The 21,676-nt window shown below is 33.5% G+C and carries 25 protein-coding genes and 1 pseudogene; 10 read left to right on the top strand and 16 right to left on the bottom strand.

All coding sequences use genetic code 11. The annotated features are described in order from the left end of the window. Positions 1-27 precede the first annotated feature (27 nt). The 5 genes from GXM17_RS03605 to rodA all read left to right on the top strand — a co-directional run bounded on the left by GXM17_RS03605 (position 28) and on the right by rodA (position 5,718). Positions 28-1,056 carry a rod shape-determining protein gene (locus GXM17_RS03605; RefSeq protein WP_031454266.1) on the top strand — a complete coding sequence of 343 codons (1,029 nt, stop codon included), beginning with the start codon at positions 28-30 and terminating at the stop codon, positions 1,054-1,056. Positions 1,057-1,159: 103 nt separating this feature from the next. Next, a complete protein-coding gene (gene mreC, locus GXM17_RS03600; RefSeq protein ID WP_163397931.1) occupies positions 1,160-1,990 on the top strand; it encodes a rod shape-determining protein MreC in 831 nt (276 codons plus the stop codon). After that, on the top strand, positions 1,983-2,489 hold the full coding sequence (locus GXM17_RS21765) for a rod shape-determining protein MreD (RefSeq protein WP_163397930.1): 507 nt from the start codon (positions 1,983-1,985) through the stop codon (positions 2,487-2,489). Before mreC ends, GXM17_RS21765 begins: the two co-directional genes overlap by 8 nt. Further along, a complete protein-coding gene (mrdA, locus tag GXM17_RS03590) occupies positions 2,486-4,465 on the top strand; it encodes a penicillin-binding protein 2 (RefSeq protein WP_163397929.1) in 1,980 nt (659 codons plus the stop codon). Before GXM17_RS21765 ends, mrdA begins: the two co-directional genes overlap by 4 nt. 17 nt (positions 4,466-4,482) lie before the next feature. Next, positions 4,483-5,718, top strand: coding sequence for a rod shape-determining protein RodA (rodA, locus tag GXM17_RS03585; RefSeq protein WP_163397928.1), 1,236 nt, complete (start codon positions 4,483-4,485; stop codon positions 5,716-5,718). 53 nt (positions 5,719-5,771) lie between these two features. Here rodA and GXM17_RS03580 read toward each other — a convergent pair whose 3' ends face one another. The 9 genes and pseudogenes from GXM17_RS03580 to ruvC all read right to left on the bottom strand — a co-directional run bounded on the left by GXM17_RS03580 (position 5,772) and on the right by ruvC (position 12,061). After that, positions 5,772-6,473, bottom strand: a complete 702-nt coding sequence (locus GXM17_RS03580; protein ID WP_163397927.1) for a PH domain-containing protein — start codon at positions 6,471-6,473, stop codon at positions 5,772-5,774. Between the two features lie 105 nt (positions 6,474-6,578). Continuing rightward, positions 6,579-6,947 carry an MmcQ/YjbR family DNA-binding protein gene (locus GXM17_RS03575; protein WP_163397926.1) on the bottom strand — a complete coding sequence of 123 codons (369 nt, stop codon included), beginning with the start codon at positions 6,945-6,947 and terminating at the stop codon, positions 6,579-6,581. 17 nt (positions 6,948-6,964) lie between these two features. Then, positions 6,965-7,372, bottom strand: coding sequence for a GNAT family N-acetyltransferase (locus GXM17_RS03570; protein ID WP_163397925.1), 408 nt, complete (start codon positions 7,370-7,372; stop codon positions 6,965-6,967). A gap of 243 nt (positions 7,373-7,615) precedes the next feature. Then, positions 7,616-8,470, bottom strand: coding sequence for a DUF4421 family protein (locus tag GXM17_RS03565; protein WP_163397924.1), 855 nt, complete (start codon positions 8,468-8,470; stop codon positions 7,616-7,618). A 59-nt stretch (positions 8,471-8,529) separates the two neighbouring features. Next, positions 8,530-9,306: a cyclase family protein gene (locus tag GXM17_RS03560; RefSeq protein ID WP_163397923.1), complete on the bottom strand. Its 777-nt coding sequence runs from the start codon at positions 9,304-9,306 to the stop codon at positions 8,530-8,532. 56 nt (positions 9,307-9,362) lie between these two features. Beyond that, positions 9,363-9,629 carry a GxxExxY protein gene (locus GXM17_RS03555; protein ID WP_425280017.1) on the bottom strand — a complete coding sequence of 89 codons (267 nt, stop codon included), beginning with the start codon at positions 9,627-9,629 and terminating at the stop codon, positions 9,363-9,365. Positions 9,630-9,851: 222 nt separating this feature from the next. After that, complete coding sequence (hemW, locus tag GXM17_RS03550) at positions 9,852-10,997, bottom strand: radical SAM family heme chaperone HemW (RefSeq protein ID WP_163397922.1); 1,146 nt, start codon at positions 10,995-10,997, stop codon at positions 9,852-9,854. A 64-nt stretch (positions 10,998-11,061) separates the two neighbouring features. Continuing rightward, positions 11,062-11,438: pseudogene (locus tag GXM17_RS03545) on the bottom strand (four helix bundle protein). Positions 11,439-11,506: 68 nt separating this feature from the next. After that, positions 11,507-12,061, bottom strand: a complete 555-nt coding sequence (ruvC, locus tag GXM17_RS03540; RefSeq protein ID WP_163397921.1) for a crossover junction endodeoxyribonuclease RuvC — start codon at positions 12,059-12,061, stop codon at positions 11,507-11,509. 142 nt (positions 12,062-12,203) lie between these two features. Here ruvC and GXM17_RS03535 point away from each other — a divergent pair, with 142 nt between their 5' ends. Next, positions 12,204-13,148 (top strand): lysylphosphatidylglycerol synthase transmembrane domain-containing protein, encoded by a 945-nt coding sequence (locus tag GXM17_RS03535; protein ID WP_163397920.1) that lies wholly within the window; start codon positions 12,204-12,206, stop codon positions 13,146-13,148. Beyond that, positions 13,145-14,248 carry a glycosyltransferase family 2 protein gene (locus tag GXM17_RS03530; RefSeq protein ID WP_163397919.1) on the top strand — a complete coding sequence of 368 codons (1,104 nt, stop codon included), beginning with the start codon at positions 13,145-13,147 and terminating at the stop codon, positions 14,246-14,248. The genes GXM17_RS03535 and GXM17_RS03530 overlap by 4 nt, the downstream gene beginning before the upstream one ends. A gap of 105 nt (positions 14,249-14,353) precedes the next feature. On the opposite strand, the gene GXM17_RS03525 is transcribed toward GXM17_RS03530, so the two are convergent. Further along, the gene (locus GXM17_RS03525; RefSeq protein WP_163397918.1) at positions 14,354-14,848 is read right to left on the bottom strand and encodes a hypothetical protein; all 495 of its coding nucleotides are present in this window, start codon (positions 14,846-14,848) and stop codon (positions 14,354-14,356) included. A 169-nt stretch (positions 14,849-15,017) separates the two neighbouring features. Here GXM17_RS03525 and GXM17_RS03520 point away from each other — a divergent pair, with 169 nt between their 5' ends. Then, the gene (locus tag GXM17_RS03520) at positions 15,018-15,518 is read left to right on the top strand and encodes a DUF456 domain-containing protein (RefSeq protein ID WP_163397917.1); all 501 of its coding nucleotides are present in this window, start codon (positions 15,018-15,020) and stop codon (positions 15,516-15,518) included. A 277-nt stretch (positions 15,519-15,795) separates the two neighbouring features. Beyond that, the gene (locus tag GXM17_RS03515) at positions 15,796-16,383 is read left to right on the top strand and encodes a DUF937 domain-containing protein (protein ID WP_163397916.1); all 588 of its coding nucleotides are present in this window, start codon (positions 15,796-15,798) and stop codon (positions 16,381-16,383) included. Positions 16,384-16,401: 18 nt separating this feature from the next. On the opposite strand, the gene GXM17_RS03510 is transcribed toward GXM17_RS03515, so the two are convergent. The 6 genes from GXM17_RS03510 to xrtF all read right to left on the bottom strand — a co-directional run bounded on the left by GXM17_RS03510 (position 16,402) and on the right by xrtF (position 21,136). After that, a complete protein-coding gene (locus GXM17_RS03510; protein WP_163397915.1) occupies positions 16,402-17,082 on the bottom strand; it encodes a DedA family protein in 681 nt (226 codons plus the stop codon). A gap of 131 nt (positions 17,083-17,213) precedes the next feature. Continuing rightward, positions 17,214-17,555, bottom strand: a complete 342-nt coding sequence (locus GXM17_RS03505; protein ID WP_163397914.1) for a heavy-metal-associated domain-containing protein — start codon at positions 17,553-17,555, stop codon at positions 17,214-17,216. A 48-nt stretch (positions 17,556-17,603) separates the two neighbouring features. Continuing rightward, entirely contained in the window at positions 17,604-19,610 is a 2,007-nt protein-coding gene (locus tag GXM17_RS03500; RefSeq protein WP_163397913.1) for a TonB-dependent receptor plug domain-containing protein, read from the bottom strand. A 115-nt stretch (positions 19,611-19,725) separates the two neighbouring features. Then, entirely contained in the window at positions 19,726-20,118 is a 393-nt protein-coding gene (locus tag GXM17_RS03495; protein ID WP_163397912.1) for an HYC_CC_PP family protein, read from the bottom strand. 45 nt (positions 20,119-20,163) lie between these two features. Then, complete coding sequence (locus tag GXM17_RS03490) at positions 20,164-20,610, bottom strand: exosortase F system-associated membrane protein (protein WP_163397911.1); 447 nt, start codon at positions 20,608-20,610, stop codon at positions 20,164-20,166. Beyond that, complete coding sequence (gene xrtF, locus GXM17_RS03485; protein WP_163397910.1) at positions 20,600-21,136, bottom strand: exosortase family protein XrtF; 537 nt, start codon at positions 21,134-21,136, stop codon at positions 20,600-20,602. The genes GXM17_RS03490 and xrtF overlap by 11 nt, the downstream gene beginning before the upstream one ends. Positions 21,137-21,207: 71 nt before the next feature. Between xrtF and GXM17_RS03480 the strand changes: the two genes are divergently transcribed. Continuing rightward, the gene (locus GXM17_RS03480) at positions 21,208-21,663 is read left to right on the top strand and encodes a GAF domain-containing protein (protein ID WP_163397909.1); all 456 of its coding nucleotides are present in this window, start codon (positions 21,208-21,210) and stop codon (positions 21,661-21,663) included. The last annotated feature ends 13 nt before the right edge of the window (positions 21,664-21,676 follow it).

Here is a 21,676-nt window from a genome sequence, read left to right as displayed (position 1 = left end):
ATAACATTTTAAACCCCTAAAAAACTTATGGGATTTTTTGATTTCATGACTGAGGATATTGCGATAGACCTTGGTACCGCAAACACTTTAATCATACATAATGATAAAGTTGTTATTGATAGCCCTTCTATCGTTGCACGCGATAGAATTTCCGGCAAAATCATTGCTGTTGGTAAAGAAGCCAACATGATGCAAGGTAAAACACATGAAAACATCAAGACCATAAGGCCTTTGAAGGATGGTGTAATTGCCGATTTTGATGCTTCAGAAAAAATGATCAATATGTTCATTAAAAGTATTCCGGCGTTAAAGAAAAGAATGTTTACTCCCGCCTTAAGAATGGTAGTTTGTATTCCATCCGGAATTACTGAAGTTGAGATGCGTGCGGTAAAAGAATCCTGCGAAAGAGTAAACGGAAAGGAAGTTTATCTGATTCATGAGCCAATGGCAGCAGCAATTGGTATTGGTATCGATATCATGCAGCCAAAAGGAAATATGATTGTGGATATTGGAGGTGGTACCACTGAAATTGCCGTTATTGCATTAGGCGGAATTGTATGCGACAAATCTGTTAAAATTGCAGGTGACGTTTTTACAAATGACATTGTTTATTACATGCGTACACAACACAACCTTTTTGTTGGGGAAAGTACTGCAGAGAAAATAAAAATTCAGATTGGGGCTGCTATCGAAGATTTAGAAAGTCCTCCGGAAGATATGTCTGTTCAGGGAAGAGATTTACTTACCGGAAAACCAAAACAAGTTGATGTTTCTTACAGAGAAATTGCTAAAGCATTAGACAAATCAATTCAGCGTATTGAAGATGCCGTAATGGAAACTTTATCTCAGACACCTCCTGAATTAGCCGCTGACATTTACAATACAGGTATATATCTTGCCGGTGGTGGTTCGATGTTAAGAGGTTTAGACAAGCGTATTTCGCAAAAAACTGATTTACCTGTTTATATTGCCGAAGATCCGTTAAGAGCTGTTGTCCGCGGAACAGGAATGGCACTTAAAAACATTGCAAAATTCAAAAGCATTTTAATTAAATAAGATCAAAATAACAAATCAAAAAAATTTCAGAGTCGAATTTAGCATTCGGCTCTGATAAATTTGAATCCAAAGCATATCCTGAAACAAAATAACCGAACAAGAAATGCAGCAAATTTTTAATTTTATTATAAGAAACAGTAACCGATTGCTGTTTTTGCTGCTTTTAGGTATTTCGTTGGCACTCACAATCCAATCTCACTCCTTTCACAGAAGCAGAATCATCAGCTCTGCTAACTTTATTAGCGGCGGCGTTTATGAAAAAATAAACAACGTAAATGAGTATTTGAATTTGAGAACTGAAAATGACGAACTGGTACTTGAAAACGCAAGATTAAAAAGTCTATTATTCAACAAGGAGGATACCACAAAAGCACCAATGATAGACAGCATCAAAGGTGTAAAACCGGCTGACATTATTGTTTCAAAAGTTATCCATAACTCATATAGTACACACGAAAATTATCTTACTCTGAATTCCGGATCGAAAGAAGGGGTAAAACAAGATATGGGAGTAATAAATAGTTTAGGTATTGTTGGTATTGTAGATAATACTTCCCCAAATTACTCTACCGTTGTTAGTATTTTGAATATGAAATCACAAATCAATGCCAAGATAAAGAAATCAAATCACTTTGGTTCACTTACATGGAATGGAAAAAGTACAGGATTTGTTCAGTTAACCGATGTTCCCAGATTGGCTTCAGTCAGAAAAGGAGACACTATCGTCACTGGTGGACAATCTGTTATTTTCCCGGAAGGAATCAATATCGGAACAATTCAAAATATTTATACCGACAAAAAAACTACTTTCTACACCATCAATGTTAAGTTATTTAACGACATGACTAACCTGGGACATGTTTATATTATTAAAAGTAAGGGAAGAGAAGAACTGATTAATTTAGAAAACAAAAACAAAGAAAAAGATGAATAGCGCACTGTTAGTCAATATTTTTCGATTTATCATGTTACTGGCAATTCAGATTGTTATTTTTAATAATATGAATTTCTTAGGGTACATAAGTCCTTTCCCATATATTTTATATCTAATTTTATATCCCGTAAACAGCAATAGGTCCGGCTTAATCATTTCCAGTTTTTTACTGGGTATTACAATGGATATGTTTTGTAACTCAGGGGGTATCCATGCGGCAGCCTGTGTCATTTTAGCCTATTACAGGCCATACATTTTTAAGTTCTCATTCGGATTAAGCTACGAATACCAGACTATAAAATTAAACGAATCCCTAACACCTGAGCGCTTCTCATTTATTTTGGTTTCCGTTTTCTTGCATCACATAGTCCTATTTATCCTGGAAGCCTTTCAATTTAAGTTCATTTGGGATATTTTACTTCGAACCTTGTTTAGTTCTATTTTCACTATACTCATTTCTATTACAATCATATATCTTATTAAGCCAAATAAACGATGAGAAAAGTCCTGCTGCCCACTTTAATTATTATTGCAGCATCTTTGCTAGTGATCAGGATATTTTATTTGCAGGTTATTGATGATTCTTTCAAATTAAAATCAGAAAATAATGCTATTAAAATAAAATATGATTATCCTGAACGCGGATATATTTACGACAGATACGGAAAACTGCTTGTTGCAAATCAGTCGTCTTATGATATTATGGTAATCCCAAGGGATATTAAAGAAGATCTGAATGTTGCTGAATTCTGCGAACTATTGAATATTACAAAAGAAGAGTACGAAAAAAGAGTAGCAAAGGCAAAGGTTTACAGCCCAAGATTGCCTTCTGTTTTTTTATCTCAGCTTAACAAGGCAGAATTTGCCGCTTTTCAGGAAAAAATCAGAAAATACGAAGGCTTCTATTTTCAGAAACGTTCCCTGCGCGATTATGAAGTTGATTGTGGCGCTAATATTTTTGGTTTTATCACACAGGTAAATGAAAGACAGATTGCAAAAAACCCTTATTACAATAGCGGTGATTTAATTGGCAGGCAAGGTGTTGAAGAAAGTTATGAAGAAATACTCAGAGGTATAAAAGGTGTAAAATATATCCAAAAAGACAAATACAACAGAGAAATTGGTTCTTATAAAGACGGAAAATATGACACTATCGCTGTCCAGGGAGAAGACATTAATTTAACTATCGATGCTGAACTTCAAAAATACGGTGAAGAATTGATGATCAATAAAAGAGGCGGTATTGTGGCTCTTGAACCTAAATCAGGGGAAATATTAGCACTAGTAACCGCTCCATCATACGATCCGGGCATCTTAGTCGGGAGACAGCGTTCTAAAAATTATACACTTTTATACCACGATTCTATAGCAAAACCCCTATACGACAGAGGACTTTTGGCAGAATATCCACCCGGTTCTCCTTTTAAAATTTTAACAGGACTCGTGGCATTGCAGGAAGGAGTGGTTGATGAAAACTTTTCTGTTTCCTGTCATCATGGTTTCAGTTATGCAAGAGGACGATTTATGAGATGTCACTGCAGTGGAGGACAATTGCAATTGCACAGAGCCATCTACCAGTCCTGTAACAGTTATTTTGCAACAGCTTACATGCGAACAATTAATAAATATACAAAACCAGCTGCTGCTGTAGATGTATGGAGTAATCACCTTAAAACTTTTGGGTTAGGTGAATTTATGGGTTATGATCTACCAACCGGAAAAAGAGGAAAAATTCCAACTTCTAAAACCTATAAACGAATGTATCCTAATGGCGGCTGGAGAAGTACAGCTATTGTTTCCAATGCTATTGGGCAGGGAGAAGTTGTAATGACGCCAATTCAGCTGGCAAATATGATGGCAACAATTGCGAATCAGGGATATTATTACACTCCTCACATCATAAAAAAGATTGAAGGAAAAAAAATTGATGCAAAATTTACAACAAAGCACACAACATCCATAGACAAGAAATATTTCCCTCCAATCATAAGCGGCTTATTTGATGTTTATAATATGGGAACCGCAAGCAGGTTAAAAGTTGAAGGTATTGACATTTGTGGAAAAACCGGTACAGCTGAAAATTTTGCAAAAATTGGCGGTAAAAGAGTCCAGCTTGAAGATCACTCCATATTTGTTGCATTTGCTCCAAAAGACAATCCAAAAATTGCGATTGCGATTATGATTGAAAATGGTGGATTTGGAGCCTCGATTGCCGGACCTATTGCCAGTTTAATGATAGAAAAATATTTAAAAAAGAAAATTTCCAGAACTGATTTGGAAGTCAGGGTTTTAAACAAAAGTCTTCAAAGTGAATACGCAAAATTAGGCGGCCTTTCTGAAAGTGTTAAAAAAGAAATAAGAATAAAAGATTCCATTGCAAATGTTGCCAGGTTAGAAATTAAACGAAAAGACTCTATTGCAAAAAGCAAAAGAGTAATTCCAAAAACTAAAACAGATTCCATCAAACGAAATTAATCAGGGATTCATTTAAAATGAAAAATCAAAGCGTAAAAAATAATATTGACTGGATAAGTGTTATTATCTATATTGTCCTGGTTATTTTGGGCTGGCTAAATATATATTCCTCATCATTATCCTCAACAGAAGGAACCTATGAAAAGCAGTTAATATTTATCGCCTGTACTATACCATTAATTTTTGTTGTGCTGTTTGTTGATGGTAAATTTTATGAAAAATATGCCAGTATCATTTTTGGCGTTTCCTTATTATCACTGGCCGGATTATTTCTCTTTGGAAAAACAATTGCAGGACAAAGGTGCTGGTATGCAATAGGAAGTTTTACACTACAGCCTTCAGAATTTGCAAAAGCGGCTACTTCATTGGCATTAGCCAAATATCTGAGCGATACACAAATTAATCTTAAAGAAACGAATCGTCAAATTCAGGCTCTTTCCATCATATTATTGCCTGTAATTTTGATTTTACCTCAGCCTGATCCCGGGAGTGCTTTGATTTATAGTATTTTCATTATTGTTTTACATCGGGAAGGACTTCCTGTGTGGTATATCTGGACAGGTTTTATAACGATTCTTTTATTTGTATTAACACTCATTTTAGAACCGTATGTTGTAATTTTACTTGCATTAGCAGTACTGATTATCATACATTTTAAAGGAAGAGCTGTTGACCGCAATTTTCTATTAAGCACAATACTTCTGGCCATTATTTCGGCTTTTGTTTTCTCTGTAAATTATGTTTTTGAAAATGTATTTAAGCAGCATCACAGAGACCGTTTCAACATATTGCTGGGAAAAACTGTCGATATGAAAGGTATCGGATACAACACTAATCAATCGGAAATTGCTATCGGATCCGGGGGCTGGCTTGGAAAAGGTTTTTTAGAAGGAACTCAGACAAAAGGTGGTTTTGTACCGGAACAGCATACTGATTATATATTTACAACTGTGGGTGAAGAATGGGGGTTTGTTGGTTCCTTTATTGTTATCGCCTTATTTGCCGGATTGCTTCTAAGAATAATTTATTTAGCCGAAAGGCAAAAAACAAAATTCAGCAGGGTATACGGATATTGTGTTGCCGGTATTTTATTCATTCATTTCTTTGTAAATATTGCCATGGTAGTCGGTATTTTTCCAACAATCGGCGTACCTCTGCCTTTCTTCTCTTATGGAGGCTCAGGTTTGTGGGGATTTACCATTTTGCTTTTTATATTCTTAAAAATGGATGCCAATAAAGTCAATGAATGGTAAGCAAAAAAGATATAAACTAAAAAAATCCGAAGTTTAAGCTTCGGATTTTTTTATTACATATAACTTAAAATTTCTTTTTTATAAGTGTCATATTCTCCCTGGAGAATTAAACCATTATCCAGTAATTTTTTATAATTCTGTAATTTATCAAAAAGTTCTTCTTTAGACAATTCACTCAACTTACGCTCTCCGGTGGACTGCGTTTGTGAAATTGGCTCAAAAGTTTCTGTATAAGATGGAGTTGTGGCAGGTATAATTTCTGCAAAATTAGTCACTTCTTCTGTTTCTACTTCTTCAACTGTATCTTCTGGCTCCTCTGTCTGGATAATTTCTGAAACAGGAGCGGGTATAGTTACTGGATTTTTAAATAAATCCAATTGCTCTTTTGCGTAGGTATATATTTTTCTGGCCTGGATTTTTGGAATATAATCAATAGAAATCGATAAATCGGTATTGGTATTAAATGAGAATTCTGAACCCAGAATATTTTCTTTTACAAATGCTCCGGCAATATCATCCCAGGTATAATCCGTAAAATCCATCGAAAGACCCAAATTTTTAGGTTTACAAATAATAATTCTTTTATTCGTTAATACAATACTATCCGGAAAAACAGTAATTGCAGGCTTTTTTTGAACTGCAATATATCCTACTTCTTCTCCTTTCATCAATAAATCATTGAGTTTTGAAGTAATTTTTTCAATCGCTTTAGGATCTTGCTCTTCGTTCAGAAATTTTTTAAATTGTTCTTTCATATTCTATAAACTACTAAGTTGCAAATTAATTGAGTGTTATGTTTTTCACATCCTTACAAATGTAATGCCTAATTTTCTAATTGCTCTGTCTGTTCGGTAAAAATTTTATCCCTGGTCAATAATTTCATTCTGAATTTTCTTTGTCAAACTTTTGAAAACCAATTCGTACGAATGATCAATAAGTTCTTTCACAAAAGATTCCGGTAAACTCCCGTTTAGCGCAACCGTATTCCAATGTACTTTGCTCATGTGATAACCGGGCTTTATATCATCATATTCTGCCCGCAGCTCCTGTGCCCGTTCCGGATCGCATTTCAAATTTACAGAAGCTTCATTCTTTTCCCATTGTGATAAAGAGGATAAAGCAAACATTTTTCCGCCAACTTTTAATACCAAAGTGTCTTCATCAAAAGGAAAATGTTCACTCGCCCCTTTTTTAGAAAGACAATATTCGTAAAATGTTTCTAAATTCATTTTATTAAAATCTAAAATTACACTATTTTCTTTTCCATCATTTTTTCCGGGTGCTCTAAGGCTGTGAAACCGAATTTCTCATATAAAAAATGAGCATCAGTCGTTGCCAGACGCCAGATTTTAATATTTTTCAGCAACGGCTCATGCATCATATTCTGAATTAAAATAGACGAGTAACCTTTTCCGCGGTGTTCTTCTGCAATAAAAACATCCATTACATATCCAAAAACAACATAATCAGTAATTACCCTTGCAAAACCAATTTGTTGATCATCAAGATAAATTCCAAAACAAACAGAAGCGTCAATTGTGGTCTGTACTTCTTCAATCGTCCGGCCGGCAGCCCAGTAAATATCTTTTAGAAAATTTTGAATAAACAAAATATCAAGCTTGCTTTTATCTGTAGAAACGGCAATCTGATTCATAATCTTGGAATTATATTCTTTTAAACAATTTTTAAGGCTATTCGTATTATTACATTTTCATCTTTTCGTCGATTTTTTCAACCGGCTTACTGATAAATTCAGGGGCATTAAAACGGTAGCCAAAATACAATAATCCATAAACCTTGTCATTTGTAACAGCCGTTGTTTTATCCTCATTATAAGAACTGCTGTTGAAGTTTAAACTTGCTCCAAAAAGTACACGATCAATGTTATATCCTATTTTTAGTCCACCCTCAGATTTTTGGTAAAATAGGTTTCTTTCTCCACGGTTTCAACTCCCGAACTACTACTTTTATCATTCAGAAATTTCACTCCGATAGATGGCGCTAAATGCGGCGCAACATAAAAGTTTTTGTGAATGATGAAATTATAATAATATGCTGTAGCCAAACGAATGTCAAACTCTTTTTGTTTACCATTTAGATTTTCTGCTTTCGAAGTAATCCGGTTGTATGAATAAATCAGGGACGGAATAAAACTGCCGGAACTCTTTTTTTGCCATTCTGTAAATGAGGTGATACTTTTTAGCGAAAATTTAGGATTAAAAAGATATGAAGTTGACATTTCGTATTGCAGGGTTTTGAAATCAGGAAACTGAATATACGGATCTTTTCCTTCCTCCCAATCCGGCAAAAAATCAGTCATATTGGCTACGTAATAACCTTTTGCTTTGCTAAACTGGGCCGTTTGAATCCATCTGCCCAAAAAGAAACGAAAATTATAATCTGAAAAGGAAGATTTTCCCTTTAAGTCTTCATCGTTGTTTCCACCAAAGAAGTTAGGGTAAAAACCATAACTAAACCCGATAAATTTATAGTCAATGCTCAGGAAAAGTTTGTAACTGTTATTGGTTTCCAGATCCAGATTTGTCCCTTTTTTATTGTTTAAAAAATAGGAATCCGTCTGAGAACTTAAATTTGCCCTAACCATTATTTTGTCTAAGTAATAAATAAAATTTACGGTGTCTTTTTTTGTTTCATTCTGGCAGAATATTTTGGCAGAACTCAAAACAAATAACATCAAAAATATTCCAGCTAAATAATTACTGGCTGAATTTAAATTGTGTTTCTTTGACATTTTCAATGCTAATAATTTGGCTGTAGTAAATATAACCTAATTTAAAACTGAGTTGAAAATTATTTATCAAAAGTTTCCAATGCATATAAAACAGGTTTACTTGGACTGGCATCGTTTTCAAATGAAGCGATTTGTATGTTTAGCAGGTAGTTTCCATCTTCAATTTCGTCTGGTACAAAAATCATTTCGGTGATTGTTGCCTCAAAACGGGCATCTATGTTTAAATTATGAGTGTCCTTAACATTCCAAAAAGCTTTGTGAGCCAATAATTTTCCCTGATCATGTTCGCGATCAACGCTTGGCAGATCAATTAAAAGATGCAGAATTTCGCTTTCGCGGATAAAAACTGCCGCTTCTTCAGATAAGTAAGGCGGATTTGTATTCGAATATTTTCTTGACTTTTTGTCTTTTTGATTCGGAAGCGTTCTAATAATAATTGCTTCTGTTTTTGAAAAATCCGAACTCCTAAGAGCTTTTGAAATCTGCTCTTTTGTAATCACAAAATCTTCCTCAGTTATTTCAGGTTCGATGGTAATCAGTCTGGCAAAAAAGAAAAACTTTTTTAAAGACTTATTTATACTGTAAAAATCATTTGTAATATGACCTAAACATTCTGTATGCGTACCATGACCATGCGGATTGAAGAAAATATTATTAAAATTAGTCGATGATTTTCCTTCCGAAACTTTACCGATCCAGTCACCAAAAACTACCGGTTCAATAACGGGTTTTTCAATATACCAGGCAATAGGGTTTTCCTCTGTATTGGTTAATGGAATCGAGATATCGATGGGTTTTGATAAGTCTATTTCGAAGTTATTGATTTTTGCTTTCATAAATTAGGTTTAACCGCAAGGTACGCTAGGGATTACGCAAAGTTCGCAAGGATTTATTAAAGATTGTTCGCTACTCTTTTTATTCCATTTTTTAATAAAGAAACATTGAAGTTAATTAATAAGCCTAGTTTACAATTTGTTAGTTTTAAGTAAGTCAATAGCTGAGCAAAGTGAACTTCATTTAGACAATCAACTGCCTTTATTTCCAAAATTAGTTTATTTTCTATCAAAATATCTAAACGATAACCAATATCTAATTTTACTTCTTCATAAATTAATGGCAATGCTTTTTGTTTTTCTATCTTGAGGTTTAATTTTTTCAATTCAAAAAATAAACATTCTTCATAAGCACTTTCTAAAAGACCAGGACCTAAAGTTTATGAACCTTCAAAGCGGAATTAAAGACAATTCGGTATAAATCATTTTCTGACATAAATAATTCTAAATTAAAACTCAAATGTAAATTAAATTTTAAAAAAATATAATTTAATTCTTACAAAAATAACAATATTTTTCCTTTGCGTAAATCTTAGCGAACCTTGCGGTTAAGTCTCAGAATCTATATAAAACAAATCACTCGCAATTCCGTCTGTCAAAAATTTTCCTTTCGGAGTCGGTTTTAAAATGTTATTTTCGATAAAAAGCAAATCGTCATTTAAGAATTTCTGAGCCTGCTCTTTTAAATAATTTAAATATTCCTGTCCAAATTCATTTTCAATTCTATCTAACGAAACACCCCAAATCGTTCGCAAACCGGTCATAATATATTCATTATAACGATCAGAAATGGTCAGGATTTCAGTTTCTATAGGAAGCTCGTTATTCTTAATTGCTTTGATGTAAAGCAAATTATTAGCAATATTCCAGCCTCTTTTTTCGCCATCATAACTATGAGCAGAAGGCCCTATCCCGATATATTTTTTCCCGAGCCAGTAAGCTGAGTTGTTTTTGGAGAAATAGTTTTCTTTTCCAAAATTCGATAATTCGTAATGAATGAAACCGTTTTTCTGAAGCACTTCAACCAGAATCGTAAAATGATTGGAAGCGGTTTCATCTTGTGGCTCGGCAACTTTTCCTGTTTGGATTAATTTGCTCAAAGCTGTTTTCGGTTCAACTGTCAAAGCATAACTTGATATATGTGGAATACCAAAATCCAGAGCAGTCTGAATATTTTGTCTCCACATTTCGTTGCTCATTCCCGGAATTCCGTAAATTAAATCGAGTGAAATATTATCAAAATACTTCGTTGCTTCTTCCAGGCATTTTTTGGCTTCCGCCGAATTATGAGCGCGGTTCATCAGCTGCAAATCTTCTTCAAAAAAAGACTGAATTCCGATGCTTAAACGGTTTATCGGACTTTTCGATAATTCTGAAATTCGTTCTGAAGACAAATCATCCGGATTGGCTTCTAACGTAATTTCAGGGTTTTCCACAACTTTATAATTTTTATAAACTTCTGAAATTAAAAAGTTGATTTCGTCATTGGCCAAAACCGAAGGCGTTCCACCACCAAAATAAATAGTTTCAATGATATTGTCATCCTGAGCGGAGTCGTAGGGTTTTCGCATGGCAATTTCTTTCGCCAAAGCCAAAACCATATCTTCCTTCTTTTTCATTGAGGTAGAAAAATGAAAGTCACAATAATGGCAAGCCTGCTTGCAAAATGGTATGTGTATGTAGATGCCGCTCATATTTTTAGTGTTCAGTGTTCAGTTTTTTTAGTGTTCAGTTGACAAAAATGCCTCCTAAAAGCTTTTACTGGTCACTAATTTTAACTCCAAACTTTACAGGGTTCAAAAGCATATAATTTAATATTTTCCGATTTCAACACTTTCGGACAAAAGCTCATTATAAGATTCGTTTGAGATATATTTACAAGCTAAAGCAAATTCCAGCCAAACTTGTGTTTCAGAATTTTCGCCGTCAGAGTCAGTTAATTTACTGTAGAAATGTTTCGGATAAATACGTTTTCTATAAGCTTCCGCAATTGTTACTGGAACACTTCTGGATGAACGTCTAATCTGATCGGCTAATGAATAAGTTTCTTCTTTTGGAAACTGTTTGGTAATATCAAATATCTTCATTGCTAAAGAAAACGACTTTTTGTAAGCTAATAAATCTTGAAATCTCATTAAATTTTTATTTATAACGAAACTACGAAAGAAAATAACTGAGCACTAAAAACCTGAACACTGAACAACTACTTTTTAACTCGATCTTCATTCTGTTTCACAAAAGCATCCCAGCCCGAATAACTTTTTCCGGCGATCACTTTTCCAGAATTAAAGTGATGGCAAACAGCTGCCGCCAAGCCGTCTGTTGAATCGAGATTTTTTGGCAATTCATTTAAGCCTAAAAGTTGCTGGAGCATTTTCGCCACCTGCTCTTTGCTGGCGTTTCCGTTTCCGGTAATCGCCATTTTTATTTTTTTAGGCTCGTATTCCGTAATTGGGATTCCTCTTGAAAGTCCGGCTGCCATGGCAACACCCTGTGCGCGGCCAAGTTTTAACATCGATTGCACGTTTTTTCCAAAGAAAGGTGCTTCGATTGCGATTTCGTCTGGACAATGCGTCTCGATTAATTCGATAGTTCTTTCGAAAATGATTTTTAGTTTTTGGTAATGATTATCGTATTTGGAAAGCTGCAATTCATTCAATTGCAGAAATTCCATTTTTTTATTGGTTACTCTAATCAGTCCAAAACCCATAATTGTGGTTCCGGGATCAATACCTAATATGATGCGTTCTTTTGTCAATTTTCAAGTTATTACGCCAAGTTACACTAAGATTAGCCAGAGATTCTCAAAGATAATTTTAAATTCTTTGTGCTGTTTCGTTACTTCTTTGCGAATCTTTGTGAAATAGCATAATTACAATACTTTGTGTTACTTTTGCGGCATGATTTCAATTCCTCACAAAGCTAAGCAATTCCTTGTTCTTCTGGTCAAACTTTTGATTGTTGGCGGCGCATTTTATTTTATTTACAATCAGCTGGCGAACAATGATAAACTCGACTGGCAGAAGTTCATTGCATTGTTCCGAAAAAACCAGTCGGTTTTAGGAATTGGGTTTATTTTGCTTTTGAGTGTTTTAAATCGCTATTTTGAGATTTTGAAATGGCAGAATCTGGCGCAGGTTATTCATAAAATTTCGGTTTACGAATCTACAAAACAGGTTCTCGCCGCTTTAACAGCCGGAATTTTTACACCAAACGGAGTCGGGGAATACGCCGGAAAAGCTTTATACTATCCTAAAACAGAAGCTAAAAAAGTAGTTTTTCTAAACTTGATCTGCAACGGAATCCAGATGATTTTAACTATAATTTTCGGAATTTTCGGCTTGCTCTATTTCAATGCTCAATTTAATGTTATTACAACTCAAACTGTTCTGATCCTTTTTGGCGGATTTGTACTTATTCTGCTTGTTTTGTTTTCAATAAAAAAGATAAAAATAAAAGGGAATTCAATTGAGAAACTGATTCATAAAATCAATGAAATTCAAAAACCAGTTCATCAGAAAAACATCTTTTTAGGCTTTTGCCGTTATCTGGTTTTCTCGCACCAATATTACTTTTTGTTTCTGGCTTTTGATGTCGATTTGCCATACTTGACTTTAATGGCAGCCATTACCTCTGTGTATTTTTTGGCTTCTTCATTACCAACGTTTCAGTTTCTGGATTTTGCAGTGAAAGGAAGTGTAGCGATTTATTTCTTCGGAATTTTAGGCGTAAACGAATGGATTGTGGTTTTTATCAGTACACTGATGTGGTTTTTAAATGTGGTTTTACCTGTTGTTTTAGGAAGTTATTTTGTATTGAATTTTAAAACAAAAACTGCTGCATGAGTCTGATATTGTTCATCATATTAAAAATTTATATCATAACAATCGGCTTGCTCATTTATGGCTTTTTCAAAGTCAAAAAATACCAGAAATCAGATTTGGAACCTAAAACACGTTTTACGATTATAGTTCCTTTTCGCAATGAAGCACAAAATTTGCCAAACCTTTTAGAAAGCTTTTCTAATTTAAATTACCCAACTGATTTATTTGAAGTAATTTTGGTTGATGATAACTCTCACGAAAAAACCCAAATTTTAAATCAAAAATTTCAAATTGCTGTAATTGACAATATAAGAACTTCTAATTCGCCTAAAAAAGATGCTATTACAACTGCAATGCAACATGTAAAAACCGATTGGGTTATTACAACAGATGCCGATTGTATTGTTCCTGAAAACTGGCTTTTGACATTCGACAACTATATTCAGGAAAATGAAATCTCGATGCTGGCAGCAGCTGTAACGTATGAATGCAAAAACTCTTTCCTCGATCATTTTCAGCAATTGGATTTAACAAGCCTGCAAGGCGCTACGATTGGAAGCTTTGGTCTGAACAATGGGTTTATGTGTAACGGAGCCAATTTTGCTTACCGAAAATCATTATTTGAAAAACTTAATGGCTTTGAAGGAAATGATAAAATTGCAAGCGGAGATGATGTTTTTTTATTGCAAAAAGCGATTCAGGTGTTCCCAAAAGAAGTTCATTATTTAAAAGCTGAGGAAGCTATTGTAACAACCCAACCAACTGAAACCTGGAAAATCTTATTTTATCAAAGGGTACGCTGGGCTGCAAAAGCAAGCTCTTATAAAAGTGAGTTCGGAAAGTTATTGGGATTAATTGTTTTCTTTGGAAATTTGAGTTTTGTAATTGGGTTTTTATTTCTCCTTTTCGGAATCTGGCCGTATCCGGTTTTTGTTTTGTTTGCTTTTTTTAAATTTGCAATAGATTTTGTCCTGCTTTATGTCACGAGTATTTTTTTGACTAAAGGCAAAATAAAAAGTGTTCTTTTGAGCAGTTTACTTTATCCCTTTTTTAGTACAACTGTCGCTTTGTACAGCTTATTTGGATCTTATGAATGGAAAGGGCGAAAGTTTCAAAAATAGTTTATGCTGAGTCTAAATGCCTAGCCCTGATCGAAGCGGCATCCTTTTTATTTTTTCTTTAAAAATAAAAAGATACAGCGAAGAGCAGGACACAGCTCCTAATTACTAATGATTGTGTTCTACTACTTTTTCCTTAAGAATTACAGGCAAAATAAATTGTGATTTTACCGGGATCCCTCGTTTTATGGCTGGGTTTACTTTTGGAAAATCAATTAATCGGGCCCGGAGGATACTGTCGATTTTTATAGTATCATAAGTCACCGAATCTTTAGGAAATCGTGGTTCGAATTCTAAAGCAGCATTTGGAAAAACAGTTACTTTAACTTCTATGGTATCTAATTCAGGATATAAAATGGAAAGTGTATCTATATCCAGTTTTTCCTGAACAAGCCGCGACATGATTTCGAAAAAACATTGCTGACGCTGACTTTTGTCGTTGATTTTCTCGCATTCGGCCACAGAGGGATATTCATCAACTTCTTTCCAGTTGATTGATTTTAATTCTTTTTGAAGCAATTCTTTTTCAGAAGGTACCTGCTTCTCAAAATATTGACAAGAATTAAAAAATATAAAAACTAAAAAAAGGAAAAAAGGCTTCAAGATTTTGATGTTGATTTGACTACTAATGTAAAAATACGATTATTTTTTTTGGTAAGCTTGTATTGTAAATTCTTTTACAAAGAAATTATGAAGCATTTTTCTATTACTTTATAAATGATGTTTAAATGATTAGTATAAATTTACAATCAAAATTGCAATGGCTTTTAGTATGGATCTATTATTAGTTTTACTTGGTTTTATATGCATGATTATAGGAATCATGGGGAGTTTTTTGCCGGTTTTACCTGGCTTGTCAAGTTGTTGGGTTGGTCTGCTATTACTTTATTTAACTAAGGCTGTCGAAAATAATTACTGGGTTTTGGGGATTACTTTTATAATCATGATTATTATCACGATTTTAGACTATACGATTCCGGCAAAAGGAACAAAACGATTTGGCGGAAGTTCATACGGAATCTGGGGTACTAATATCGGTTTAGTAGTTGGCATCCTCGCTCCAATCCCATTTGGAATAATTATAGGGCCGTTTGCAGGAGCTTTTATAGGAGAAATGTTATATGACTCAAAAGATCATAAAAGAGCTTTCAAGGCAGCTACCGGCTCACTAATTGGTTTTTTAGCTTCCGGTTTTATCAATTTTTTAATGTGCATGATTTACCTGGGAATATTTCTTACCATAATCTTTCAAAACAGCAGTTTACTTTTTTAAATGCAAAATTGTTCTTAGGTTTTTTCTTATATTTTAAAACTTGTTAAGTAAAAATTAAAAATATTTTTAAATAATTATCACTTTATTTTGATAACTAAGTATGATATTTAGTGATACAACGGATATTTGTTAATTAAATTGCAAAAAAGTTAAAACAATATATTTAACTTATTTTTTGGATATGTTAATTTTTTTTATATTTTTATCACAATAAACGACAAAATACCACATTTAATCGGTTTATTGACAGCAATTATTAATTAATCTAGTACCAATTATGACCCCAAATCTACAAATTGAACTACGCCGTTTTATCTCGTCTAATGTTATCTCAAAATTAAACAAATTCTATTTCGAAAATGATGCCTTACTAATTAAGGCAATTGATGTTTCGTTAGGAACTGTTTTAATGGGATGTTATAACAATTTTGATGAGAAAAATTTAGAAGAAATGACTGAGCTGCTTCCAGACTCTGCATTTTACAAAGAAATTGATTTCGCTTCTTCACGGATTTTATCTGTGGACGACAATTACAAATTAGAAGGAAATCGGTTTTTAGAACAGATTTTCTCCAGTAAAAAAGCCAGAATTACCGAAATGATTTCCAATGAAGTTGGCATTAAAAGTGAGACAGCACGTGAGGTTTTAAATTTTTCCACATTGCTTATTCTTTCTTACTTAAAGTACAATGCTGAAGTAACCTCAAGTTTAAAATTGCTTCTGGATGAACAGAAAAGGGACATCCTGAACAGCATACCTCCGGGAATTAAAATTATTTTAGGCTTCTCCTGTTATGAAACTGTGGAAGAGAAAAATAATTCGCGTTTTGCAAGATCTATTTTTAATCTTTTTGGAAACATCTAATTTTTATTAATTTAAAAATTAGATTTTTTCGATTGGTCTTTTCTTTAAAAGTTTCAGCAAAACAGGGAATGTAGAAATAATCACAATGATTATAATGATATATTCGATATGATGTTTGAGGTCGATTCCTTGTTTTAAAAACACTCCATATAAGTAGTGCCCTGCGAAAATCAATATGAAAGACCATAGAAAAGAGCTCAGAATATTATAAAACATAAATTTCTTTTTATCCATAGAAACTATACCTGCAATAATTGGAGCGAAAGTTCTGAAAATTGGTAAAAATCTTGCATAAATAATAGCCTTACCTCCATACTTTTCGAAGAAATCCTTCGATTGTAAGAGGTATTTCTTTTTAAACCAAAAGCTATCTTCTTTTTTGAATAAATAATATCCGCTTTTGGCACCAAACCAATATCCGGTCATATTTCCTAAAACTCCCATTACAGCTACCATAAATGCCAGTAAAAAGACGTTTAAAAAATCATTTGGAATATAAGCCATATTCTCAATCAATTCCCGACTGTAGATTCCCGCTAAAAACAACAAGCTGTCTCCTGGCAGAAAGAAGCCGGCAAAAAGTCCTGTCTCAGCAAAAACGATAAACAAAACAATAAATAAACCAATCTGAAAACCTCCAATGCTTAATGTGATGTAAAATTCAGGGTTTATTAATTGAGTCCAGTCAAAATTATTCATATCAGGTTTGGTTACATTTATTAGTTGGTGAAAGTAACAATAAATTAATTTAACCACAATAAAATGCAGTATTTTAAAGATAAATTAACTATTAAAAAAGCCCGGGCTTTTTTAAAAACCCGGGCTTCTGATTATTCTCTTTCGTACTTGCAGCAACTATGCAAATTATCATAATCCTGCTGAGTTGCTCTTACTTCTTTAGTGTCATGGCCTGCCTTAGCAACCGCTTTATTTAAATCAGCAGTTGATGATTTTTCTTCATTTAAAATTACTGTGAGCTGGTGTGAACTAATGTCCCAATTGGCAGTCTTTACACCCGGAACACCAAAAGCGGCTTTTTCGATGCGTTTTTTACATTGCTCGCAATTGCCATTTACTTCAGTAGTGTATTTTAAATTCTTATTTTTTTTAGTCTGCGCCTGAGCCGAAAATCCTAAAAAAGTTACTATTGCAATTAAAATTAAATTTTTCATTTTATAAATTATTTATTGTTATTGAAATTGATTTTTGAAATTGGTAATTTATTTTATTTTAAATCGCAGTCCTGCGTAGTACATTTGTCCAAAGATTGGTGCATAGGCTATAGAAGCATCAAAGTTCGCACCAAACGGATCATCTGCTCCTAAAATTGCTTTTTCCTGTTTGTAATTTCCAATATTTTCCCCTCCTGCATATACTTCAAATACTGAAGAAAAAACTCTGGTTACCTGAATATTCATAACAGCATAGGAAGGTGAAAACTCAGGAAACCGGTCGGCTTCAGGATTTGATGCTGTATAAGGCAATTGCTGTTTTCCGGACCAGTTAAAGGTATAATCAAATTTCCACTGTTTATCATCATTTAATTGGGTTTCAAATTCAAGATTTCCCAGGAAACGATGTTTTGCCTGCAATGGCCTCTGGAAAGTTCCTCTTAAATAATCTGTTTGAATATCATAGTATTTGTAGGCCGTTCTTAAATTCAGATTATGGATCAACTCATAATTAAACTCTAACTGTAAACTATTTGCGAATGAGTTTCCTTTTAAATTATAAAACAAAACTTCCTGCGGACTTTCCATCAAATCGACAACGGCCTGATTTTGAAAATCGGTTCTGTAAATATCAAAACCTGCTTCGGCATTTTTACTGAAGAGTTTAAATTTCTGAGAAAAACTCATCCCATAATTCCATGCAATTTCAGGATTTAATCCGTAAATTTTTCCACTGTTATCTAATATTGAAAAAGTTCTCGAACTGGCAAAAAGCTGTTGATTCTCTGCAAAAATATTGGCAGATCTTTTCCCTCTTCCTGCAGAAAACCGAATTACTCCGTCTTTCCATGGATTGTATCTCATATGCAGTCGGGGTGTTATGAAAAACCCTAAACGGTTATGATTATCGACTCTCCCGCCCAAGATCAAACTAAAATTATCGGTATTATCGTAGGTGTATTCAAAAAATGCACCAACCGAATTATCAATCCGGCTATAATCAGTTGCATTTACAAATTCCTGATATTGATCGTAAGTAAAATTCAGACCAGCTGTAAATTTATGCATCGTATTATTGATAATCGAATTGAAAATCAAATTCGAATAAAAACTATTCTGTTTAATATCGTATTGGTTTAAACCAAAATACGACTCTTGTTTATGACTGTTAAAAGCATTTTGAAAACCAATGCTTTGATAAGGCATATCTTTAAAAACGTAACCAATTTTTGTCGATACATCAAAACGTTCCGTATTAATTTCTGATCCCCATTGATTCGTTGTTCCGCGATCGGTATCTTTATCAAAATCTACTTCACCGGTTTGTTTTTTGTCATTCATATACCTGAAATTGATAAAACTTACTAAGCCGCTTTCCGGGTTATAATATTGATATCTATTCAGGATATTAATCTGTTTTCCTAACGGATTATCTAAGAATCCGTCATCATTCATGTCGTTTTTAGCCACGCGCGTATTTCCGTGCAGAAACAAACTTGTTGCCCATTTGTCAGATAATTTTTTATTGAAATGGGTGTTCAATTCAAAACGCGCATCGGTAGAGCCATAAGCATTCAGAAAAAACGGAATGTCATTTAACGGCTTTAAAAGTTCTGTGTTTATTTGTCCTGAAATGCTTTCGTATCCGTTAATTACGCTTCCTGCACCTTTAGTAATCTGCACACTTTCGATCCAGGTTCCGGGTGTAAAAGACAATCCGTACGCCTGAGAAGCTCCACGAACCGAAGGTATATTTTCCTCAGTAATCATAAGATATGGACTCGTTAAACCCAGCATTTTTATTTGTTTGGTTCCCGTCAAGGCATCAGAGAAATTGACATCGATTGACGGATTTGTTTCAAAACTTTCTGCCAGATTACAGCAGGCCGCTTTGAGTAATTCCTTACTGGTAATAACAGTTGTATTAGCAGTAACCGTATAGGATTTTTTAAGTGATTTTTGCTTTTTAGTGACTTTTACTTCCTCCAAATCTTCTTGCGAAAACACAGAAACAGAAAGCAAAAACACCATAAAAAGCAGGATATTTTTTTGCATAAAAAATGATTTTAATGTTAATGTGAAACTGTCTTTTAAATTTCTTCCATGTTAAGGAGAAAGATCACAACAGTATAAGTACAAACCACAAATGGCTTGATGTTAAACATTAAAATCAGGCGTAAAAAATATATTGATGATAGAGTTGATATAAGGGAGGAGCATTCGCATCAGAATAATACGAGATGACTTCTTTGCTTTTAAAATTTGGAACTGATAAAAAGGCAAGCGGTTTAAACTCCTGAACTAGTGCCGGAAAAGCAATCTGAAAAAAGAAAACCTTAAAAGTAGCATCATCTGATTTTTTTTCAAATTTAACTACCTTGTCTTTACAACAGGAAGATTTTTTTTCTTTAATTCCACAACATTTTTTTTCAGGGGAAACTGAAGAACTTAATGAAACCGAAGCAATTTTTCCTCCGCAATAATGCACATCAAAAGCAAATCCAATGCTGGAAATCAGCAATAGGAACGCTAAAAATACTCCTGTGCACTTCTTTAAATTCATAGTGCAAAATTATCCAAAATGAATTTAAAAAAATTTAATAAAATGTTATTTTTTTAGATTCTGTTGCTGATAATAAAAAGCAGGTATAAACAACAATACAAATATGGGCTGAATGATAAATCTTCTTACATAAAAAAGCAGCCAGCTCGCATTGGGATAGAATTCAAGAATGATAAAAAAAGCTGCCAAAAGAAGCACTAAAAAAAACACGTATAAAAATGTCGTAAACTTCAAAACCTCAATGTCCCGGAATAAAGCATAAATAAGTACTAATGACAAAGCAGTATTTAAAGCATAACGAAACAAAAGTCCTGCAAAAAGCTTAAAATTATCAACCTGAGGAAATGGTAATACATCGAAATCAGCTTCAAAATAAACCAGAAAAGGATCGTAGAACAATTGATTTTCGAAATTCCTAATCAATCCAAAACACAAAACAACAATTACTGTGATTAGTACTTTACCTTTATGTTCTAATGCTTTAGTTAGCATATTTCGAAAATTTATTCACCCAGAAAACCCATAAAACGAAAACCAATCCATAAATAATCAACGGAAAAAAGACGCCATGCAAAAGATGCAGTTTTTCAGGATAACGAAATAACAAAACCGCTAATAACGCAATTCTGACCACATTTAAAATATAAATAAAAAGAGTTCCTGATAAAATAAACCATACAGTCGTTTTAAGCTTTCCGGAAAAAGCGAGCACGAATGAAATAAATAAAATCATTACACTTACTGCATTACATCCTTCTACAATTCGAATAACATAATCCTTATTGTACCAGACTTCTAAATAAGGCCCTGATGAACTTTTTTGAATCAGGACATCACAATTAAAAGCATCCATTAACCCATATACATTAGAGCCAACAACAGTAGTAATTCCGTCGATGTCATCTGACCCAAAACTATTCAGATAACTTTTATAAATTATAGTAAGTAAAATATAAGTGGCAAAAAAAGTCCCTATGAAAATAAGGAACGGTTTAAATTGGACTAAATATTTTTTCAAGGGATTTTTTTTTCAAATTTATGTATTTTTTGAGTTCAGCTTTGAATACTTTTGTATAAAATTTTTATACCATGACTTTTCAGGAATTACAGCCAAAAATTTCAGCTATTGTAGCTGAAGCAAATACTACCAGAGACGAAAAATTACTGGCTGTCTGTCAGTTATTAAACGAAAATATTGAATACTATAACTGGGTTGGTTTTTATTTTGCCAATCATGACAACAAAACTTTGCACTTAGGGCCTTATGTAGGTGCTGAAACCGATCATACTGTAATTCCTTTCGGAAAAGGGATTTGTGGACAGGTAGCAGAAAGCAATGCCAATTTTGTTGTACCGGATGTTTCTGCCCAGGATAATTATATTGCCTGCAGTTTTACTGTAAAATCTGAAATTGTTGTACCTTTATTTGTAAACGGAATAAATATTGGGCAAATTGATATTGACAGTCACGTCATAAATCCTTTTACAGACGCAGACGAACGATTTTTAGAATTTGTAAATCAGGAAGTTGCCAAATTATTCTAGAAGTCCTATTTGA

Origin of the sequence: Flavobacterium fluviatile, assembly GCF_010645065.1 — a bacterium.
Classification (GTDB): domain Bacteria; phylum Bacteroidota; class Bacteroidia; order Flavobacteriales; family Flavobacteriaceae; genus Flavobacterium; species Flavobacterium fluviatile.
Note: the sequence above shows the minus strand (reverse complement) of the source record. Positions and strands in the feature narration are given on the sequence as shown.

Excerpts from the sequence above, each read along its gene's own strand:
- mrdA (WP_163397929.1), top strand. The coding sequence starts at position 2,486 with ATGAGAAAAGTCCTGCTGCCCACTTTAATTATTATTGCAGCATCTTTG.
- GXM17_RS03505 (WP_163397914.1), bottom strand. The coding sequence starts at position 17,555 with ATGAAAAATTTAATTTTAATTGCAATAGTAACTTTTTTAGGATTTTCG.
- GXM17_RS03535 (WP_163397920.1), top strand. The coding sequence starts at position 12,204 with ATGATTTCAATTCCTCACAAAGCTAAGCAATTCCTTGTTCTTCTGGTC.
- GXM17_RS03580 (WP_163397927.1), bottom strand. The coding sequence starts at position 6,473 with ATGAAAGAACAATTTAAAAAATTTCTGAACGAAGAGCAAGATCCTAAA.
- GXM17_RS03560 (WP_163397923.1), bottom strand. The coding sequence starts at position 9,306 with ATGAAAGCAAAAATCAATAACTTCGAAATAGACTTATCAAAACCCATC.
- rodA (WP_163397928.1), top strand. The coding sequence starts at position 4,483 with ATGAAAAATCAAAGCGTAAAAAATAATATTGACTGGATAAGTGTTATT.
- GXM17_RS21765 (WP_163397930.1), top strand. The coding sequence starts at position 1,983 with ATGAATAGCGCACTGTTAGTCAATATTTTTCGATTTATCATGTTACTG.
- GXM17_RS03565 (WP_163397924.1), bottom strand. The coding sequence starts at position 8,470 with ATGTCAAAGAAACACAATTTAAATTCAGCCAGTAATTATTTAGCTGGA.
- hemW (WP_163397922.1), bottom strand. The coding sequence starts at position 10,997 with ATGAGCGGCATCTACATACACATACCATTTTGCAAGCAGGCTTGCCAT.
- GXM17_RS03605 (WP_031454266.1), top strand. The coding sequence starts at position 28 with ATGGGATTTTTTGATTTCATGACTGAGGATATTGCGATAGACCTTGGT.
- GXM17_RS03520 (WP_163397917.1), top strand. The coding sequence starts at position 15,018 with ATGGATCTATTATTAGTTTTACTTGGTTTTATATGCATGATTATAGGA.
- GXM17_RS03480 (WP_163397909.1), top strand. The coding sequence starts at position 21,208 with ATGACTTTTCAGGAATTACAGCCAAAAATTTCAGCTATTGTAGCTGAA.
- GXM17_RS03515 (WP_163397916.1), top strand. The coding sequence starts at position 15,796 with ATGACCCCAAATCTACAAATTGAACTACGCCGTTTTATCTCGTCTAAT.
- GXM17_RS03500 (WP_163397913.1), bottom strand. The coding sequence starts at position 19,610 with ATGCAAAAAAATATCCTGCTTTTTATGGTGTTTTTGCTTTCTGTTTCT.
- mreC (WP_163397931.1), top strand. The coding sequence starts at position 1,160 with ATGCAGCAAATTTTTAATTTTATTATAAGAAACAGTAACCGATTGCTG.
- GXM17_RS03495 (WP_163397912.1), bottom strand. The coding sequence starts at position 20,118 with ATGAATTTAAAGAAGTGCACAGGAGTATTTTTAGCGTTCCTATTGCTG.
- GXM17_RS03490 (WP_163397911.1), bottom strand. The coding sequence starts at position 20,610 with ATGCTAACTAAAGCATTAGAACATAAAGGTAAAGTACTAATCACAGTA.
- GXM17_RS03530 (WP_163397919.1), top strand. The coding sequence starts at position 13,145 with ATGAGTCTGATATTGTTCATCATATTAAAAATTTATATCATAACAATC.
- GXM17_RS03575 (WP_163397926.1), bottom strand. The coding sequence starts at position 6,947 with ATGAATTTAGAAACATTTTACGAATATTGTCTTTCTAAAAAAGGGGCG.
- GXM17_RS03570 (WP_163397925.1), bottom strand. The coding sequence starts at position 7,372 with ATGAATCAGATTGCCGTTTCTACAGATAAAAGCAAGCTTGATATTTTG.
- GXM17_RS03510 (WP_163397915.1), bottom strand. The coding sequence starts at position 17,082 with ATGAATAATTTTGACTGGACTCAATTAATAAACCCTGAATTTTACATC.